Annotated in this window: 19 protein-coding genes; 4 read left to right on the forward strand and 15 right to left on the reverse strand. The window is 57.7% G+C overall.

What is annotated here, in order from left to right:
• Window positions 1-2: 2 nt before the first annotated feature.
• A complete protein-coding gene (locus ACR0K5_RS09595) occupies window positions 3-479 on the forward strand; it encodes a class I SAM-dependent methyltransferase (protein ID WP_480629482.1) in 477 nt (158 codons plus the stop codon).
• On the opposite strand, the gene ACR0K5_RS09600 is transcribed toward ACR0K5_RS09595, so the two are convergent.
• Complete coding sequence (locus ACR0K5_RS09600; protein ID WP_480629791.1) at window positions 480-1,622, reverse strand: alpha-D-ribose 1-methylphosphonate 5-triphosphate diphosphatase; 1,143 nt, start codon at window positions 1,620-1,622, stop codon at window positions 480-482.
• Window positions 1,623-1,674: 52 nt separating this feature from the next.
• Between ACR0K5_RS09600 and ACR0K5_RS09605 the strand changes: the two genes are divergently transcribed.
• Window positions 1,675-2,358: a DUF1045 domain-containing protein gene (locus tag ACR0K5_RS09605; protein ID WP_480629483.1), complete on the forward strand. Its 684-nt coding sequence runs from the start codon at window positions 1,675-1,677 to the stop codon at window positions 2,356-2,358.
• Here the strand turns inward: ACR0K5_RS09605 and phnN are convergent.
• The 8 genes from phnN to phnG are packed head-to-tail and all read right to left on the reverse strand — an operon-like array spanning window position 2,340 to window position 7,936.
• Window positions 2,340-2,888, reverse strand: a complete 549-nt coding sequence (phnN, locus tag ACR0K5_RS09610; RefSeq protein ID WP_480629484.1) for a phosphonate metabolism protein/1,5-bisphosphokinase (PRPP-forming) PhnN — start codon at window positions 2,886-2,888, stop codon at window positions 2,340-2,342. The genes ACR0K5_RS09605 and phnN overlap by 19 nt on opposite strands.
• A complete protein-coding gene (phnL, locus tag ACR0K5_RS09615) occupies window positions 2,885-3,568 on the reverse strand; it encodes a phosphonate C-P lyase system protein PhnL (RefSeq protein ID WP_480629485.1) in 684 nt (227 codons plus the stop codon). Before phnL ends, phnN begins: the two co-directional genes overlap by 4 nt.
• 22 nt (window positions 3,569-3,590) lie before the next feature.
• Window positions 3,591-4,361, reverse strand: a complete 771-nt coding sequence (gene phnK, locus ACR0K5_RS09620) for a phosphonate C-P lyase system protein PhnK (RefSeq protein ID WP_480629486.1) — start codon at window positions 4,359-4,361, stop codon at window positions 3,591-3,593.
• On the reverse strand, window positions 4,358-5,218 hold the full coding sequence (locus tag ACR0K5_RS09625; RefSeq protein WP_480629487.1) for an alpha-D-ribose 1-methylphosphonate 5-phosphate C-P-lyase PhnJ: 861 nt from the start codon (window positions 5,216-5,218) through the stop codon (window positions 4,358-4,360). The genes phnK and ACR0K5_RS09625 overlap by 4 nt, the downstream gene beginning before the upstream one ends.
• On the reverse strand, window positions 5,215-5,811 hold the full coding sequence (locus ACR0K5_RS09630; RefSeq protein ID WP_480629488.1) for an HAD family hydrolase: 597 nt from the start codon (window positions 5,809-5,811) through the stop codon (window positions 5,215-5,217). The genes ACR0K5_RS09625 and ACR0K5_RS09630 overlap by 4 nt, the downstream gene beginning before the upstream one ends.
• Complete coding sequence (locus tag ACR0K5_RS09635) at window positions 5,808-6,899, reverse strand: carbon-phosphorus lyase complex subunit (RefSeq protein WP_480629489.1); 1,092 nt, start codon at window positions 6,897-6,899, stop codon at window positions 5,808-5,810. The genes ACR0K5_RS09630 and ACR0K5_RS09635 overlap by 4 nt, the downstream gene beginning before the upstream one ends.
• Before the next feature lie 3 nt (window positions 6,900-6,902).
• Window positions 6,903-7,478: a phosphonate C-P lyase system protein PhnH gene (phnH, locus tag ACR0K5_RS09640; RefSeq protein ID WP_480629490.1), complete on the reverse strand. Its 576-nt coding sequence runs from the start codon at window positions 7,476-7,478 to the stop codon at window positions 6,903-6,905.
• Window positions 7,478-7,936, reverse strand: coding sequence for a phosphonate C-P lyase system protein PhnG (gene phnG / locus ACR0K5_RS09645; RefSeq protein ID WP_480629491.1), 459 nt, complete (start codon window positions 7,934-7,936; stop codon window positions 7,478-7,480). Before phnG ends, phnH begins: the two co-directional genes overlap by 1 nt.
• Window positions 7,937-8,039: 103 nt before the next feature.
• On the opposite strand from phnG, the gene phnF reads away from it, so the two are divergent.
• Window positions 8,040-8,750 carry a phosphonate metabolism transcriptional regulator PhnF gene (gene phnF / locus ACR0K5_RS09650; RefSeq protein WP_480629492.1) on the forward strand — a complete coding sequence of 237 codons (711 nt, stop codon included), beginning with the start codon at window positions 8,040-8,042 and terminating at the stop codon, window positions 8,748-8,750.
• A 42-nt stretch (window positions 8,751-8,792) separates the two neighbouring features.
• On the opposite strand, the gene ACR0K5_RS09655 is transcribed toward phnF, so the two are convergent.
• From ACR0K5_RS09655 to phnC, 5 genes are all read right to left on the reverse strand, one after another.
• Window positions 8,793-9,407 (reverse strand): LbetaH domain-containing protein, encoded by a 615-nt coding sequence (locus ACR0K5_RS09655; RefSeq protein WP_480629493.1) that lies wholly within the window; start codon window positions 9,405-9,407, stop codon window positions 8,793-8,795.
• A gap of 23 nt (window positions 9,408-9,430) precedes the next feature.
• Window positions 9,431-10,798 (reverse strand): phosphonate ABC transporter, permease protein PhnE, encoded by a 1,368-nt coding sequence (gene phnE / locus ACR0K5_RS09660; protein WP_480629494.1) that lies wholly within the window; start codon window positions 10,796-10,798, stop codon window positions 9,431-9,433.
• Entirely contained in the window at window positions 10,795-11,676 is an 882-nt protein-coding gene (gene phnE / locus ACR0K5_RS09665) for a phosphonate ABC transporter, permease protein PhnE (RefSeq protein ID WP_480629495.1), read from the reverse strand. Before phnE (ACR0K5_RS09665) ends, phnE (ACR0K5_RS09660) begins: the two co-directional genes overlap by 4 nt.
• Window positions 11,677-11,742: 66 nt before the next feature.
• Window positions 11,743-12,645, reverse strand: a complete 903-nt coding sequence (gene phnD, locus ACR0K5_RS09670; RefSeq protein WP_480629496.1) for a phosphonate ABC transporter substrate-binding protein — start codon at window positions 12,643-12,645, stop codon at window positions 11,743-11,745.
• A 61-nt stretch (window positions 12,646-12,706) separates the two neighbouring features.
• Complete coding sequence (phnC, locus tag ACR0K5_RS09675) at window positions 12,707-13,528, reverse strand: phosphonate ABC transporter ATP-binding protein (protein ID WP_480629497.1); 822 nt, start codon at window positions 13,526-13,528, stop codon at window positions 12,707-12,709.
• Between the two features lie 163 nt (window positions 13,529-13,691).
• Between phnC and rpe the strand changes: the two genes are divergently transcribed.
• A complete protein-coding gene (gene rpe / locus ACR0K5_RS09680; protein WP_480629498.1) occupies window positions 13,692-14,381 on the forward strand; it encodes a ribulose-phosphate 3-epimerase in 690 nt (229 codons plus the stop codon).
• An 88-nt stretch (window positions 14,382-14,469) separates the two neighbouring features.
• Here rpe and ACR0K5_RS09685 read toward each other — a convergent pair whose 3' ends face one another.
• The gene (locus ACR0K5_RS09685) at window positions 14,470-15,402 is read right to left on the reverse strand and encodes a transferrin-binding protein-like solute binding protein (RefSeq protein ID WP_480629499.1); all 933 of its coding nucleotides are present in this window, start codon (window positions 15,400-15,402) and stop codon (window positions 14,470-14,472) included.
• Between the last annotated feature and the right edge of the window lie 200 nt (window positions 15,403-15,602).

A 15,602-nucleotide genomic window follows, 5' to 3' on the forward strand; every position in this document is an offset into this window, starting at 1 on the left:
CCATGAGCCGACTGGATTCCATGCTGCGCCGACTAACGGCTCAACGCGACGGTCTGAACTGGGCAGCCGAGCAGATCAGCGGTCAGCCGGGCGATGTGCTGGACATGGGGCTGGGTAATGGCCGCACCTATGACCACCTTCGGGAAATCCTGCCGGAGCGCCGGATCTGGGTGATGGATCGGGTCCTGCAATGCCATCCAGACAGCACCCCTCCGGCCAGAGATTTCCTGCAGGGTGAGGCTGAACCAATGCTGCAAAAACTGGCCGGCGACGGCCGCATGATCGCGTTGGCGCACTACGACTTTGGTCGCGGGATCAAGCATGAAGATGTCGCCGAAGCTGCGCGTCTCAGCCCACTGATCGCGCAAGTAATGCAACCCGGCGGGATGTTGATTTCCGGCCAACCCCTTGTCGGCTTCAACCAGATCAAAGGGCCCGAGACGATCGCCCCGGACCGGTACCTGTTCTATACCGCCTGATCACGCCACCCGCCGACCGCGCGCCCAGACCGAGTTCAGGGCCGGTACGCCCGCTCGCATCCTGAAACGGATAACGTCGGCCCGCGCGCCTTCGCGCAGCTCGCCGCGGTCTACCAGCCCCGCAGCTTGCGCCGGGGCCAGCGTTACGGTCTTCATCCCGCGCGCTATGTCGCCCCATATCTCTCCCAGCATGGCCGCCGACAGCAGCAAAGCCGACGGCACATAGTCTGATGACATGATATCCAGATGCCCAAGCTCGGCCAGCTCGTGAGCAGCAACATTGCCTGAATGCGATCCTCCGCGGATAATGTTTGGAGCGCCCATCATGACGCGAATGCCGTTTTCGTGGCAGGCCCGCGCTGCTTCGACGGTTGTCGGGAACTCAGCCAGACGGATGCCGTGGCCTGCGGACACTTTCACTTGATCTTCGGTCGTGTCGTCATGGCTGGCCAAAACAGCCCCAAAACGGCGTGCGGCCTTGACGGTTTCGATTTCGTGTACATCACCATTTCGATCCCGAAGCCCTCTTAATTGCGCCACATGTTGAAAGAACGTGTCATCATCCATGGCAAATTTACCCTTCAGATAGGTTTCCAGCTTGTCCATATCTCGAAACTGACGCTGACCGGGCGTGTGATCCATGATGGACACAAGGCCAACCCTGTCTTCTGGTCCAAATTCATTCAGTTCTTCGAGCAGAGTTTCTGAACACACCTCAGCCCGCAAATGCAGGAAGTGACTGATCTTAAGCGCATCCTGTTCACGCAGGTCCCACAACTCCTGCGACAGACCACGGGCGTATTTCCCATACCGCCGCGCGCCTGAAGGGATCGACCCCACTCGCATGGCGTCAAACACTGTTGTGATCCCGGTGCTGGCCAGCTCCGCATCATGCGCAAGAATCGCAGCGGCATGGGGCCAATCCACGTTAGGGCGGGGTTGAATGTGACGCTCAAGATTATCCGTGTGCAACTCGACGAGGCCGGGGCTGATATAATCGCCCTCGCAATCAATCGCGCCTGCAGGAATCCCGTTTCCAGTGTCGATTTCGGCGATGGTCTCGCCCACAATCCGGACACTGCCGGTTACGGTTTCATTCGGCAATACAAGCGTGGCATTGGCAAGGATCAAGTCTTCTGTCATCTGAACTTCACGCATTTTGAGGTAGGGGAAGGCCACGCAATAGGAGGCCAATGTGACATTCACGCGATACGCTATCTATTTTGCGCCACCCGCTGGTGCGGAATGGACGAAATTTGCAACCAGCTGGCTGGGTTGGGACATGGAAACTGGAACGCAGGTTGCGCATCCGGTCGTTGGTAACGTTAATGTTGCTGCTGTCACGGAAGTGCCGCGAAAATACGGGCTGCATGCGACGCTGAAGCCGCCTTTCCAACTGCGCGAAGGCCAATCCTTTGACGCCTTGCACGCGGCTTGCGGTTCGCTCGCCTCCAGCCAGCCTCCTGTCACTTTGGATGCAATTGAAATCGCCCGGCTTGGCCGCTTTCTGGCGTTGCGCCCGTTGGGCGAAACGCAAGCGCTGAATACTCTGGCTGCCGCCTGCGTACAGGACTTGGACGGATTTCGCGAGGCCGCTACGGAAGCGCAACTGGCCCGCCGCCGCGCCGCGGGGCTGACCCCCGAACAGGAAGCAAATTTGGTTAAATGGGGCTATCCTTATGTGCTGGACGCGTTTCGATTTCACATCACGCTCAGCGGCAAGCTGGACAAACCGACCCTCAGAGCAACCCAAGAGGCGCTGCAAACCCATCTGGCCCCGTTGCTGCCGCAGCCCTTCCAGATCACCGATCTGGCCCTGATGGGTGAGGCCGAGGATGGGCGATTTCACCTGATCCATCGCTACGCGCTCTCTGGCTGAAGCCGCGACAGGATCTCTGCAACCGTCTCTTGGAGCATACCAGAGTTGTCGATCTCGATGACCCGGTTCAAACCGTCGGGCAAAGGCGCTTTGGCGCGGCTTAACCGCCGCGCCTGCTCCGCCGCACTTTCCCGCCCCCTTGACGACAGGCGCTGTGCCAGAACCTCAGCCTCAGCCGTCAAGGAAATCACGATCAGATCGCCAAAAACTTCCTGCGCCTGCACCAAAACCGCACGGGACAAGTTAACCAGAACAGCGTCAGCTTCACGCCGCTGCTGCGCGATCTTGTTAGGGACACCATAAAATAACCCATGCGCAGACCAGCTTAACGCAAATGTCCCTTCACGTTCCATCTGCTGAAACTTCCCGACCGAGACCCGGTCGAAATCCTCGCCCTCTTCACCTTCGGGGCGGGTAATCACACGCCGCAAGCGCTGGATGCGCAGTGCCTTGTCAACCAACGCATCCATCACGCTGTCTTTGCCGACACCCGAGGGGCCGACTATGGCTATGACTGGGGCAAGCGTCATGCCGCCAATCCGGGCGCGAAATCCGAGACATTGACCTCACGGTCACAAACTCGCTCACGTGCTTCGAAGTCGTGGAAAATCCCAACAATCGCCACGCCCCTGTTCTTTGCCTCTTCGATCAGCGACAGAACGGTTTCCCTGTTCTGTGCGTCCAGGCTTGCCGTCGGCTCATCCAGCAGCATCGCTGGGTAATCATGCGCAAAACCGCGCGCAATGTTGACCCGCTGTTGTTCGCCGCCCGAAAAGGTTGTGGGGCTGAGGGTCCACAAACGCTCGGGAATATTCAGCCGTTTCAGCAATTCGGCTGCCTTGTCCAGGGCCGCTTGCTTGTCGCAGCCCACGGCCAGCAGTGGCTCTGCCACGACTTCCAACGTAGGCACGCGAGGCACGACCCGCAGGAACTGACTGACATAGCCCAACGTGTCGCGACGCAGTGACAGGATCTGACGCGGCTCAGCTTTCGCCACGTCCACACCTCCGACCAACACCCGACCAGCGGCCGCTAGGTAGTTGCCATAGATCACCCGCATCAGCGTGGATTTGCCTGTACCGGACGAACCGGTCAAAGCAACACACTCCCCCGGTTCAACCTTCAGCGACGCGCCTTCCATCACAGGGATCACGGCACCGCCCTGATTGTGCAGGGTGAAGCTTTTGCTTACATCGATCAGTTCAATCATCGCTTCATCTTTTCCCAAATACTCAAACCTGCAGAACGCTAGACACAAGCAGCTGCGTATAGGCGTGTTGCGGGTCGTCCAGCACCTGATCGGTTAGTCCGGCTTCCACCACATGACCGTTTTTCATCACCATCAGGCGGTCTGCCAACAGGCGCACCACCGCCAGATCGTGGGTCACGATGATGGCGCTCAGCCCCATCTCGCGCACCAGCCCGCGCAGCAGGTCCAGCAGGCGCGCCTGAACCGATACGTCCAGCCCTCCGGTCGGCTCATCCATGAACACCAGCCGAGGGCCAGTCACCAGATTGCGTGCGATTTGCAGACGCTGCTGCATCCCACCCGAAAACGCGCTGGGGCGATCATCGACACGGGCGGCGTCAATCTCGACCCGGCCCAGCCAGTCGATCGCCTTGTCCCGAATGTCGCCATAGTGCCGGTCGCCCACGGCCATCAGCCGCTCACCGATATTGCCGCCCGCGCTGACTGACATTCGCAGCCCATCGCGCGCGTGCTGATGGACAAAGGCCCAATCGGTGCGGCTCAGCATCCGCCGCTCTGGCTCGGACATGGTGACCGTGTCCACCGGCCCATCGACGCGGGTATCAAAGATCACCTGCCCGGCGTCCGGCACCAGATGTCCTGCCATACAGTTCAGCAAGGTCGACTTGCCGGAACCACTTTCGCCAACGATCCCCATTACTTCTCCGGGGTAGAGATCGAGATTCACATCCGTGCATCCGATCCGCGCGCCATAGCTTTTTTCTATGCCTTTGACTTGCAACAGGGGGGTCATGCTGCATTCTCCTCGACCAGTCGGCCCAAATGGCCTGCCTCGCGGCGCGACCGACAAAAATCAGTGTCAGAGCAGACAAACATCCGGTTACCTGCGTCATCCATGATGACCTCATCCAGATAGCTGTCTTCAGCACCGCACAAGTCACACGGATGATCGGCTTTGGTGGCCTCGAACGGATGGTCCTCGAAATCGAGGTTCACGACCTTGGTATGCGGAGGCACGGCATAGATGCGCTGCTCACGCCCGGCACCGAACAGCTGAATCGCATCCATTTCCAGTTTTGGATTGTCAAATTTCGGGATCGGAGACGGGTCCATCACATACCGGCCTGACACTTTCACCGGATAGGCATAAGCGGTCGAGATCTCCCCGTGCTGGCTGATATCCTCATACAGTTTCACATGCATCAGGCCGTATTCTTCAAGGCTGTGCATCTTGCGCGTCTCGATCTCGCGCGGCTCCAGAAAGCGCAGAGGTTCCGGGATCGGCACCTGATAGACGATGATCTGATCCTCGCGCAGCTTCGCTTCGGGGATGCGGTGGCGGGTCTGGATGACAGTAGCCTTTTCCGTCTCTTCCGTGGTGGCGACCCCGGCGGTGTTCTCAAAGAACTTGCGGATCGACACGGCGTTGGTCGTGTCGTCTGCGCCCTGATCAATCACCTTGAATGTATCTTCCGGCGTTAGCGTCGCGGCCGAGACCTGTACCCCGCCTGTACCCCAGCCGTAAGGCATGGGCATCTCGCGGCTGGCGAAGGGCACCTGATACCCCGGCACGGCCAGACCTTTGAGAATTGCCCGGCGGATCATCCGTTTGGTTTGTTCGTCCAGATAGGCGAAATTGTATTCGCTCATAGGATACCTCTTTCGATCAGCGCGTCTTCCAACGCCTGCGGCGTGGTAAAGTGTATGCCGTCCATGCCAACGGCGCGTGCACCTTCGACGTTGTGCGGTCCATCATCGATGAAAATGCAGTTCTCAGGGGGTAGACCAGTACGCTCACACAACAGATGGAATATCTCTGATTGCGGTTTCAACAGCTTTTCCTGACCGGAAACTACGGTCACGCCAAAGACGTCGCCCAGTTCGGGATGCGCGCCAATACCAACAGGCCATGTTTCCGCTGACCAGTTGGTGATCGCGTGAACCGGCGTGCCCTGTTCTTTCAGGCGATAGAGCAGTTGCCAGCTTCCCTCAATCTTTTGCGGAACGGTCATGGCATAGCGCTCAACATAAGCACTCAGACGTCGTTGGTCCTCAGGGTCTTCCAGTTCAGCCGCCAGATCAGCGAAAACCTCGCCCCCATCGGCCCGCAGGTTACGTTTCAGGAAATCGATGCGTGTGAGGAACTCTGCCACCGCCTCGCGGCTACCCATTTCCTCCAGCCATGCCAAATGCGGATCCCACCGAACCAACACGTTTCCTATGTCAAAAACAACGGCCTTCATTCTGCGGCCTCCTTCAAGGTAATGCGCTCTTCGGCCTCACGGCGCAGTTTGCGAACCAGTTCAAGCTCGGACTGGAAATCGACGTAATGCGGTAGTTTGATATGTTCGAGAAAGCCGGTGGCCTGAATGTTATCCGCGTGGCTCAGGACAAATTCTTCATCCTGCGCTGGTGCACCCAGATTGTCTTCGCCCAGTTCGTCCCAACGCAGCGCGCGATCCACCAGAGCCATCGCGATGGACTTTCGTTCCGACTGACCAAAGACCAGACCATAGCCACGCGTAAATTGCGGTGGTTCGGTTTTGGAACCCGTGAACTGGTTCACCGTTTCACATTCGGTCAGTTCTACTTCGCCGATATCGATGGCAAAGCCCAGCTCGGGGATGTCCATTTCAACCGCGACCTTGCCGATCCGAAGTTCGCCGACAAAAGCATGGTTGCGAGCGTAACCACGTTGGGTGGAATAGGCCATGCCCAGCACAAAGCCCTCATCCCCGCGTGTCAACGATTGCAGGCGCAGAGGGCGGTTGGATGGGAACTCCATCGGCTCACGCGTCAGGTCGCCCGGGGTGCCATCGCTGTCGGGTTCATCCTGAATGATACCCTCATCCTTCAGGAATTCGGTGATATGCGGCGTCGGCTCCTGCCGCGCAGGACCTTCGGGTGCCTTTGGGACTTCGCCATCGGCGGCCAGTTTGAAATCCAGCAAACGGTGAGTGTAATCGAAGGTCGGCCCAAGAACCTGCCCACCTGGCGCATCCTTGAAGGTGGCCGAGATCCGTCGGTCGCAGGCCATCTCACCGGTGTCGACCGGGTTGGAATAGCCAAACCGCGGTAACGTCGTGCGATAGGCGCGGATAAGGAAAATCGCCTCGATCAGATCGCCACGCGCCTGTTTGATGGCCAGCGCGGCAAGATCAGGGTCAAACAAGGACCCTTCAGCCATAACCCGATTCACCGCCAGGCTCAGCTGTTCGCGGATCTGCGCGAGGCTCAATTCCGCGACATCCGTGGCGCCACGACGTTCTTCGGCCAACCACGCATGGGCGTTCTCGATGGCTTTCTCGCCCCCTTTGACAGCAACATACATCGCTTAACCCTCCGACTTGATCTGCGTGCTGCGCGGCAGTGCCGCGACCTTGTCACCGCAGGTAAAGAAGAAGTCGCATCCCAGCGGATAGAGCATCGCATTGCTCTGAAGCGCCGGAGCATCCGGCAGAGACAGCAGCGCAGTATCCTTGATCCCCGGTCCACTCAGAACGGCACCGCTCTGCTCAAGCTGCTCACATTCCACAATCAGGGTCGCGGATCGATCCGGGTATTCCGGCGTACCAATGCGATAGGCTTTGAGCGGGCTGAGTGCGTCCCACGCACCAACGGCGAAGTCGGCGTGGTCCGCCGGCACAATAGGCGCACCCGTATGAAAGGTCAGCCATTTGCGCACAGCATCGGAGTCGGCGACGCCTGCCAAATGAACCTTCGTTTCGGGATCGCACAGCGTCAGCAGCAGCGTGCCTGCCGCCACGGACAGGGGCGCAGGCGGCTCACTGCCCGTCAAGTCGCGAATTTCACCCGGACGCGCCATGACAGTCATGGCCGCGCGGAACGCGTGTGCCGCATCGACTGGTGCGTTTTCAAAGCCTCCGGAAAACTGTGTTTGCGCAGCCATCAGTCTTCTCCCCGAACCAGCGTGAAAAACTCGACCTTTGTGGCTGCCGCCTTGGCGGCACGCGCCGTCTTGTTTGCCTGCATTTGCTGCTGAAGCGGTTGGAGAAGTTGAGCCTGCAGATCATCCGCAGCCGACGTCTGCATCATGGCATCAATCAATGCCGCAGCCTCTGCCTTGGGCTTCGATCTGCCCTGAACATACCCGTGACCGACCGTACCATCCTGCAGCACGACCGAGCAGCGCGTAACGGTCATTTCGCCCAGGTTGAACGGCGCTCCGGTGCCGCCGGTGCGTCCACGCACCATGACGCCGCCCACCTCGGGGCTGCGCAGCCATTCAAAACTCGGGCGGTCCTGAATGCCATCCCAAAGCGTCATCAGGGCTTCGCCCGGCGCACGGGCCAGCAGGCCCATCCATTCCTTCCGCGCCGCAGTCGCGATTTCTGTCTGATCTATCATCAAAGCCTCTTGGCCGGGTTGTCTACATAAACTATACAACTAGACAAATATTAACCTTAAGGCTTCCGAGTCGCAATCTGCAACCGTGTGAAGATTTGATGACATGAGCAAAACGCCGATCTGGAAAAGCATCGCCCTACGCCTGACCTCGGATATCGCAGAGGGGCGATATCAAGCCGGAGGTCGCCTGCCGACCGAAGCCCAACTGGCCGCCACCCATGGCGTCAATCGCCACACGGTGCGGCGCGCACTGGCTGACATGTCGGAACAGGGGCTGGTACATGCCCGGCGTGGCGCAGGCGTGTTTGTGGCAGCGCGACCAACGGATTATCCGATCAGCAGGAGGGTGCGATATCACAAGAACATTTCGGCCAACGGCAAAATACCGGGCAAGAAAATTCTCGCGTTGACCACGCGCGCTGCCGATGGAGCCGAAGCCGAAGCGCTGGATCTGAACAAAGGAGATCCGGTTCACGTCTACGACGGATTGTCTTTGGCTGACGGTCAGCCCATAGCCCTTTTTCAAAGCGTATTCCCTGCGAAACGGTTTCCAGACATCCTGCGAACATTGACCGAGACCCAGTCCGTGACCAAAGCCCTGCAAGCCTGCGGCATCACAGATTATGTCCGCGTCTCGACCCGCTTGACCGCGCGCGGTGCAACCGCGACGCAGGCGCTTCAACTCCAAATGTCAGAAGGTGCTCCCGTTCTCTTCTCGGTCGGTGTCAACGCGGACCCGGATGGAAATCCCGTTGAATACGGCCGAACTGTTTTCGCCGGTGAGCGGGTAACACTGACCCTGAACGAAGATTAATTCAACAAGGGCGCCGTAGCGCTGGTCACACGATCACGAGTTCTACTCGTATTTCTCCAGAAACGCCTCTGCGCTCAGTTTCCGAAAATCGGGCAGAGCTGCCCTTAGGCGAGCGTTGTCCCAATCCCACCAGACCAATTGCTCCATCCGATCCGCAACGTTCTCAGGGAACCTTCGGCGTATGGGCTTGGCGGTGACGCCTGCAACAACTGTATAAGGCGGCACATCCTTGGTTACGACTGCACCGGATGCAACGACTGCACCGTTGCCAATCGTGACTTCCGGCTTGATGATCGCGGCGTGCCCTATCCAGGTATCGTGCCCTATCCGGGCCGTCCGGCTGGCGCGATACGCGAACCAGTCCGCATCATCTTCCGCGTCGTCCCAGTAATCTGCAGAACGGTAGTGGAAATGATGAAGAGATGCTTTTTCCAGCGGGTGATCCGTGGCCCCTATCCGTGTGAAGCTTGCAATATTCGCGAATTTGCCGATCTCGGCATTCGCAATATCGCATGTCCTGTCGCAATAGGAGTAATCCCCCCAAGCTGAATTTGCGATCCGACTACCGGCACCAATTTCCACGTACGCGCCAAAGCTGCTGTTTGTAATCTGGCAGTCGGGATGGATAAACGGGTGATCCGCACTGAACCTTGCCATTTTCTAGATCTTTCCTATCCGGTTCAAGGCAGCAGGAACGACTTGCGACCCGGATCGCGCGGCTTACGCTTTTTACCCACTTCACCCTGGATCAAACGCCGACGCAGCCAACCCGAGAACCAATCCATCAGCATGACCATCAGAATGATCAGCACAATGTAATAGGCGACCTCTTCCCAGTCTTTCTGCGTGATGATCGCCTGCGTCAGCAAAAGACCAATACCACCGCCTGTGATTGCACCAATTATCGTCGCACTGCGGGTATTGGATTCAAGGAAGTACAACAATTGACTCAGTAAAACGGGCGTGACCTGAGGGATAACCCCAAAGCGATACCGTTGCGGGGCATTCGCACCTGTGGACTGCACACCTTCGATCTGCTTTTGATCCACGTTCTCCAACGCCTCCGAAAAGATCTTGCCGAAGGTCCCGGTATCCGTCACCAAGATGGCCAGTGCGCCTGTCAGCGGTCCCGGACCAAAGGCGCGGGCCAGCACCACGGTCCAGATCAACGCATCCACGCCGCGCACGAAATCGAATATCCGGCGCGTCGCAAAGCGGACGGATTTCATCGGGTTGAAATTGCGGGTCGCTAGGAAAGCAAGTGGCAAGGCAACCATGGCCGCTCCCAATGTGCCCAGAAACGCCATCAGGATCGTCTCAAAGATGGCCCAAGCCACGTCCTGATGGCGCCACATCTTGTTGGTCCAGAAGTCGTTAAAAATAGCACCGGCTTCGCCCGACGCTGCGCGCCGTGCCAATTCCGGGAATGATTGTCCATAGTAAGGACTGTCGAGCGTAAACCAGAACAACTCCCAACCCGTGAAGTAGCGGAACACTTCCGAACGGTTACGCGTAACGGTCAGACGCCCCGCATCCGTCTTAACAGACAGACGGTTCTTGGAGACATTGATCCAGTTCGGGATTTCACCAAACGGCAACTCCGCCTGCACACCTGCTGCGCGCGTAGGCGTTGCGCGGATGGTGCCATAGCCTGGAATATCATATTCGACCGCCTCGGGACCGAAGCGCACAATATGACCATCTTCTAGGTCAATCACAGTTATCTCGCCAAGCGTCACCCAATCAGGAGCCTGACCTTCGGGGTATGCGCCTTTGCGCTCGCCTTCAATCGCGGCCGAGACTTTACCCGTTCGGTTGTCCCGTTCGATATGGGTTTTGTAGCTGTAACTGTCGGACACCAGCGTCTTGCCGTTTTCCCAGTTGGCCCGCGCTGCGAGTCCCGGCACGTCAAACGCGAAGAAGACGTAGACCAGATAGGCCAGCACCAGAGCAGGCAGTCCGAAATTGATCAGCCTCTTGCGGCTGAACAACCGGTCGGCTTCGGCTTTGATCTCATCGGCGGAGAGATTGGTTGCGAAGGTGCTCATGCCGTGGCTCCTTTTTCTGACCCGTGGGTCAGACGGTCGCGCAAGCAACCAGACAGCTGATCAACGACCACGATTGTAACGAAGAGAAGGATGAAAATGGCGGCCGCTTCGTCATAACGACCCTGCCCCCACGACATGGCGTTGCGCAGCTCATAGCCCAATCCACCGGCCCCGACGAACCCGAGGATAGCCGAGGCTCGGATATTGATCTCAAACCGTAATAAGGCGTAGCTGACGTAGTTTGGCCCGACCTGCGGTATTACCCCCAGATACATCCGTTGGGACCAGTTGGCACCCACGGAATGCAGACCTTCGACCGGTTTCAAAGAGGCGTTTTCATTCACCTCTGAAAACAGTTTGCCCAAAGCACCAGTGGTGTGGATCGCAATCGCAATCATTGCAGGTGCCGGGCCACCCCCAAGAATGAAGATCAGAACCAATGCAATTACGATTTCCGGAACGGCGCGGAAGATATCCGAGGCTCGGCGAAACAGCGGGATCAATGACGGCCACAGCGCCATTCCCCGCGTCGACATCAGGGCAAGAAGCGTTCCGACTATGGTACCTACCAGCGTTGCAGCCGCTGCGATGTTGATCGTCTCGATCAATGCAGGGAAGAACATGACAAGATTGGCCGGCATCTCTGCGATCTTTTCCCATGCCTCGGAAAGGACCTCGGACGGGTAGTCCAGAATGCGGTGCCAACCGTTGGTGAAGCTACCTGCATTGCGGCTGTCGGCCGTGCGGAACCCTGCCACCATCATGGCCACGAAAAGGATCAGCAGGATACCACCATAAACCCGCTTTCGTCGTATCATGTCCGTGTATTCATTACGGATCTGATCGACGGATAAGGACCCTACAGTAAGGTCTGTCATGGAATGCTCCTGAGCGGGAGACGGGGTCCGGTGCAGCACTGGACCCCGATCATTGGATTTGCGAGCTTAGTTGGATTTCAACTTGCGCGCTTCGATGATGATTTCGTAGGCGTCATGCGTGATGGGCTCGAAAGCCTTCGCTTCACCTGCGGCAACGCCGTAGAAGCATTCGCGGTCTTTCTCGTGCAGACCAGCCATCAGCGCAGTCATCTTTTCTTTAACGTCCGCAGGCAAAGCGGTACGCAACACGACCGGACCTTCCGGGATCGGCTGGGACTGCCAGATCATGACCAGATCGTTCATGTCGACCAGACCCGCATCCACGGCTCGACGCAGAGCGCCCGAGTTGAAGCCGTCTTCCCAGTCACCCAGACCGTCAGCCCAGGTCACACCACCATCGACGTCACCATTGCCGACTGCAACGATGGTCTGCTCGTGGCCACCGGTGAATTTCACTTCGCCGAAGTAATCACCCGAGTCCATGGTCGCGCTTGTGGCCTGAGGGATCTCGATTGACGGGATCAGGTAACCAGAAGTCGAGTTCGGGTCGCCGAAGCCAAAAGTCTTGCCCTTCATGTCTTCCAGCGAGGTGATGCCGCTGTCCTTGCGGGCAAAACCGATCGAATAATAGCCGTAGCCACCGTCCAGATTCACTTTGACTAGGACTGGTTCAACCGCCTCAGGGTCGCTCAGATAGGTTTTTGCATAGCCCGACGCGCCCAGCCAAGCCATATCGATGGTGCCGCCCAACAGGCCCTGAATGACACCGTTATAGTCGGCAGGGGCAAACAGCTTGGTTTCTACACCCAGCTCTTCTTCGGTGTACTGGCGCAAGCATTCATTGTTGTTCAAACGGTCCTGAGCGTTTTCACCGCCCAGGATGCCGATGCGGAATTCGTTAATTTCTTCAGCCATGACTGGTGTGGCAAGTGCTGTGGTTGCCAAAAGGGCAGCAATCAGTTGTTTCATCTGTCTCTCTCCAATTGATATGCCGGCCTTTCATCAGCCGGTCGGTGAAGGGGGGGCTGGCTCAGATGGTGGCTTCTGCCTCCATCAAGGCCTTCTGAGTGGCATCAAGGGTTTCGATTTCAGTCGAGGTTGCCTTTTCCGAGAAGCTGGCATCGGCACCATAGATTTCGCGGGCAACGCCTGTTGTCAGCTGCCCGGGGAGCCCGTCGAAAACGATGCGTCCGTCGCGCATGCCGACCACGCGGTCGCAATAGCGACGCGCAGTGTCCAGAGTGTGCAGATTCGCGATGACAGTACGGCCATCTTCTTCGTGAATGCGGCGCAACGCCTGCATCACGACCTGCGCATTCATCGGATCCAGCGAGGCGATAGGTTCATCCGCCAGAATGATCTTTGGGTCCTGCATCAGTGCACGCGCAATCGCCACACGCTGCTGCTGGCCACCCGACAGGGCTTCGGCACGTTTTGGTGCGTGTTCCGCGATACCAAGACGATCCAGAATATCGATGGCACGATGAACATCTTCCATCGGAAAAAGATTGAACATGGTGGCCAGCGTCGAATGACGGTTCAGGGTGCCATGCAATACATTCGAAACCACATCCATCCGTGGCACCAGATTGAACTGCTGGAAGATCATCGCGCAATCCGATTGCCATGCACGCTTCTCGCGACCTTTCAACTGAGTTACATCACGTCCTTCGAACAGGATCTTACCATCGCTGGAATCCGTCAGGCGGTTGATCATCCGCAGAAGGGTGGACTTGCCTGCGCCCGACCTCCCGATGATCCCGATCATGCAAGGTTTGTCTACATCCAGCGTCGCACCGTCCACGGCTACATTGTCGCCAAAACGTTTGGTCAGTTTTTCAATCCGCAACACGTGCCACCCCCAATTCATGTTGGCGGACTGCTACAAAGGCCGTTCAACGAATATGTGTAAGCGTGGTGAAAGTTTTGTAACGAGCCCAAGGCCGCAGGGGCTATCCATCCCCTTGCCTCGCAGGTATATGCATCCGCGACTCTTCAGCTGATACGAGGCCACCATGAGCTTTGACCGCACCATCAAGATCGCGCCGTCCATTCTTTCCGCCGATTTCGCCAATTTCGGGCAGGAAATTCAGGCCATCGAAGCACAAGGCGCAGACTGGGTTCACGTGGACGTCATGGACGGCCATTTCGTTCCGAACCTCACCTTCGGCCCGCCAGCCGTCAAAGCCTTTCGCCCGCATGTGAAGACGGTGATGGATGTGCATCTGATGATCACACCGGTCGATCCCTACATCCAGGCCTATGCTGATGCCGGAGCAGACATCCTGACCGCGCATGTCGAAGCCGGGCCTCATACGCATCGTACCCTGCAAGCCATTCGCGCAGCGGGAATGAAAGCCGGTGTTGCCCTGAACCCCGGCACCCCTGCCGACGCGGTCGAACATCTGCTGGACTTGACCGATCTGATTTGCGTTATGACCGTGAACCCCGGCTTTGGAGGCCAGAAATTCATCGACATGACCAGCAAGGTCCGCAAACTGCGTCAGATGATTGGCGACCGTCCGGTGCATATCGAGATTGACGGCGGCGTCGATCCGCATACCGCGCCGCTGGTTGCAGCTGCGGGTGCGGATGTGCTGGTCGCCGGATCGGCTGTGTTCAAGGGTGGTTCGGTGTCAGCCCCACAGGTTTACGGAGATAACATCCGCGCTGTACGGGCAGCTGCTGAAGCAGCCGTTTCTTAATTTGATACCAGAAAGTGGCTGACGGCAATTCCGTCAGCCGCCGGTATGGGTCCAGAGCCCTTACCAAGTAAGGGCTCTGCCAAAACGATCAATCCGCGCCGAACGCGCCGATATGCGACACTCCGCCGGATCCAGAAGCCCGGAATGTTCCACCAACTTCCTCGGCGTTCGGGCCATAAAACACGCCGTACGCCTCACCGCTTGTACCCGACCCGGAAATGGTCGCGGTAAAGCCGGAATTCGAAATATTGCCCGAACCGCTGAAATCCAGCTCCGGTGCTGCCCGGTCGGGCACCCCAACCACCAAACTGTCTGCGACTGTATTCGAACTGGAAATTGTGGCGGTCGAAAAATCTGTGGACACGCTGACGTTTGAAGTCGTTTGATACTGGAGGCCGTCTTCTAATCGGGCAACACCAGTACTTGCGCCTTGATAAGAAGCACTGCGTCCACTCGGCATATCCGCTGTTGGTGTGACCGATCCATAAGATCCTGCCGCAGCCGTCCCGGTCGTTTGATTGCGCCCCTGAATCCATGACCCGAACGTTTGATATTCAAAGCGTGTTCGCGACGGATCAAGTAACAGCGCACCATCGTCCAGATCCGGTGAATTGAGGACCACCGCAGCCGCCCCCTGCTGAACAAGGTCGCCAGTGCGGCTGTCCAAAACCACGTTCGACCCCGTCGCGTTGCCGGTCAGTGCAATGATGTTTCCACCGCTTGTCGTCACGGTCACGCTGGAATCAGAGGGCACTGACTCGCTTTGAACACTTACCTGCTGGGTGGTCTGATCCTTCGAGAAAGACTGCACAACCGCACGCCCATTCAAAGTTGCAGTACCATCCTGTGGCAAATTGATTTTCTCTGCGGGTGTCGTCGAAATCGGCCCCTCGACGCCGGAACCGCCAGAACCGCCACCGCCGCCGCCGAAGTCCAAATCCAGGCCTGCGACACCGCCGCAGGCGCCCAGTAAAACAACCGGAAAAAATGCTGCAATCCGGCAACTAATCTTGGTTTTCATAACTGCTCCATAGTCAATTCTTTGACGGAACATTAGATGTTCACCCATGCAGTGCAAGCCGAGTTGCAAGTTCAATCTAAAGGAATTTCATGGTGTTGCCTCAAATCCGACAGGCGCATTTTACAGGTCATATCCATGGTCGTTTGACAAAGGTGATTCCCGTGGGTATCGCCCCGGCTCTTTCATCCTGCCGCCCATGT

It is taken from the genome of Ruegeria sp. AB9 (genome assembly GCF_056542585.1).

Excerpts from the sequence above, each read along its gene's own strand:
- ACR0K5_RS09595 (WP_480629482.1), top strand. The coding sequence starts at position 3 with ATGAGCCGACTGGATTCCATGCTGCGCCGACTAACGGCTCAACGCGAC.
- ACR0K5_RS09600 (WP_480629791.1), bottom strand. The coding sequence starts at position 1,622 with ATGACAGAAGACTTGATCCTTGCCAATGCCACGCTTGTATTGCCGAAT.
- phnN (WP_480629484.1), bottom strand. The coding sequence starts at position 2,888 with ATGACGCTTGCCCCAGTCATAGCCATAGTCGGCCCCTCGGGTGTCGGC.
- phnL (WP_480629485.1), bottom strand. The coding sequence starts at position 3,568 with ATGATTGAACTGATCGATGTAAGCAAAAGCTTCACCCTGCACAATCAG.
- phnK (WP_480629486.1), bottom strand. The coding sequence starts at position 4,361 with ATGACCCCCCTGTTGCAAGTCAAAGGCATAGAAAAAAGCTATGGCGCG.
- ACR0K5_RS09625 (WP_480629487.1), bottom strand. The coding sequence starts at position 5,218 with ATGAGCGAATACAATTTCGCCTATCTGGACGAACAAACCAAACGGATG.
- ACR0K5_RS09630 (WP_480629488.1), bottom strand. The coding sequence starts at position 5,811 with ATGAAGGCCGTTGTTTTTGACATAGGAAACGTGTTGGTTCGGTGGGAT.
- ACR0K5_RS09635 (WP_480629489.1), bottom strand. The coding sequence starts at position 6,899 with ATGTATGTTGCTGTCAAAGGGGGCGAGAAAGCCATCGAGAACGCCCAT.
- phnH (WP_480629490.1), bottom strand. The coding sequence starts at position 7,478 with ATGGCTGCGCAAACACAGTTTTCCGGAGGCTTTGAAAACGCACCAGTC.
- phnG (WP_480629491.1), bottom strand. The coding sequence starts at position 7,936 with ATGATAGATCAGACAGAAATCGCGACTGCGGCGCGGAAGGAATGGATG.
- phnF (WP_480629492.1), top strand. The coding sequence starts at position 8,040 with ATGAGCAAAACGCCGATCTGGAAAAGCATCGCCCTACGCCTGACCTCG.
- ACR0K5_RS09655 (WP_480629493.1), bottom strand. The coding sequence starts at position 9,407 with ATGGCAAGGTTCAGTGCGGATCACCCGTTTATCCATCCCGACTGCCAG.
- phnE (WP_480629494.1), bottom strand. The coding sequence starts at position 10,798 with ATGAGCACCTTCGCAACCAATCTCTCCGCCGATGAGATCAAAGCCGAA.
- phnE (WP_480629495.1), bottom strand. The coding sequence starts at position 11,676 with ATGACAGACCTTACTGTAGGGTCCTTATCCGTCGATCAGATCCGTAAT.
- phnD (WP_480629496.1), bottom strand. The coding sequence starts at position 12,645 with ATGAAACAACTGATTGCTGCCCTTTTGGCAACCACAGCACTTGCCACA.
- rpe (WP_480629498.1), top strand. The coding sequence starts at position 13,692 with ATGAGCTTTGACCGCACCATCAAGATCGCGCCGTCCATTCTTTCCGCC.
- ACR0K5_RS09685 (WP_480629499.1), bottom strand. The coding sequence starts at position 15,402 with ATGAAAACCAAGATTAGTTGCCGGATTGCAGCATTTTTTCCGGTTGTT.